Origin of the sequence: Actinomyces sp. oral taxon 849 str. F0330 (genome assembly GCF_000239715.1) — a bacterium.
In the GTDB taxonomy this organism is placed as follows: domain Bacteria; phylum Actinomycetota; class Actinomycetes; order Actinomycetales; family Actinomycetaceae; genus Actinomyces; species Actinomyces johnsonii.
Map to the genome: position 1 here is coordinate 59,573 of NZ_JH470355.1, position 1,356 is coordinate 60,928.

Sequence of the window (1,356 nt, forward strand, 5' to 3'; positions counted from 1 at the left end):
CGGCGAGGACGGCGCGCAGGGCGTCGACATCGGTCGGGGGCGGTTCCACCGGTCAGTGAGGCGGAAGGCGGGCGGGGCGGGCACGGAACGATCGTGCCACGCCTTCGGAGGGAGGGGTATACGCAGATACAGGGGCCTGCGGGACCGTGCGGCTCGGTTAGGGTTGGCGCATGCGTATCGTCCTCCCCACCGTCCTGGCGTTCGCCCTGACGCTGTATGCCCTGCTGGACTGCGCGCGCACGCCGGAGGAGAGCCTGCCGGCGCGGATGCCGAAGTTCCTGTGGATCATGCTCATCGTCGTGTTCCCAGCCGTCGGGCCGATCGCCTGGATCATCGTCTCACGGGTCAAGGCCGCCGAGGAGCGCGGCGGCTATGTGGAGCCCACCGTATGGTCCTCCAGGGAGGGCACGACCTTCCGTCGCCCGGAGCGGGCCCGGCCCATGGCTCCCGACGACGACCCCGAGTTCCTGCGGGACCTGGAGCAAGACATCCGTCGTCGTAAGCACCACCCGGAGAAGTCCGTCGACGGCGGCGATGGCGATGCGGGGATCGGGGACGATACCGGGAAGGATACTGGGCAGTCCGATGCCGGAGATGCTGGCGGCACCAACCGGCCCGACACCGATCAGCGCTGAGAAACCGGGGGAAGACCGGGACTGGGGCGTCGGGTCTCAGACGATCTCAAGGAAGGGCCTTCTGCGCTTTGGGCCAGGAACCCGTGTCGACGTCGTAGCCGTGGGCGGCGGCGTGGATGAGCCAGTCGTCCGGCATCCAAGCGCGCCCCACGATCTGAGGGTGCTCGGGCATGTAGCGCACCGACCACAGGATGAGGACAAGCTCGGCCCACTGGGCCCGGATCTTCAGGCGCACCGAGCCGGAGGCGTTGGCGGCGGCGATGACGATCTCCCCGGTGGCGGTGAGCCGGACCTCCTGGATGTCGGCGTAGGAGATGGGCATGACGCCCTCCCCCGTACCCAGGTAGATGCCGTGGGTGGAGATGGTCAGGCGGGCGGCGGCCATGTGGCGCCACTTCTCAACGGCATCGGCCTCGGCGGCGCGACGGCGCCGGTGGTTGAGGTAGGCCTGTCCGCCGAAGAAGGCGGCTGTCAGGGCCAGGCCAACGGGGCCGCCGGCCAGGAAGAAGCCGCGGGAGGGGTTGTAGGCGGCGTCCCCGCGCCGCCACATGAGCAGCTCGGCGTCGCAGGTGGCCAGCATGACCTCACCGGATCCCAGGGCCGGGCGCACGGGGTCGATGGCCGGTGAGACCGGGTTGGGTTGCCGGCCCTGTCGGGTGGCGGTCAGGACGGCGGCGGTGTGCCACCGACACGAAGTCCTGCCCGGTCCAGGGGCGCCGCG

The 1,356-nt window shown here is 70.5% G+C and carries 2 protein-coding genes; one reads left to right on the forward strand and one right to left on the reverse strand.

Translation table 11 applies throughout. The annotated features are described in order from the left end of the window. Positions 1-170: 170 nt before the first annotated feature. Positions 171-635, forward strand: coding sequence for a PLD nuclease N-terminal domain-containing protein (locus tag HMPREF0975_RS10545; RefSeq protein WP_009234158.1), 465 nt, complete (start codon positions 171-173; stop codon positions 633-635). Between the two features lie 46 nt (positions 636-681). Here HMPREF0975_RS10545 and HMPREF0975_RS10550 read toward each other — a convergent pair whose 3' ends face one another. After that, entirely contained in the window at positions 682-1,302 is a 621-nt protein-coding gene (locus tag HMPREF0975_RS10550; protein ID WP_083840784.1) for a hypothetical protein, read from the reverse strand. Between the last annotated feature and the right edge of the window lie 54 nt (positions 1,303-1,356).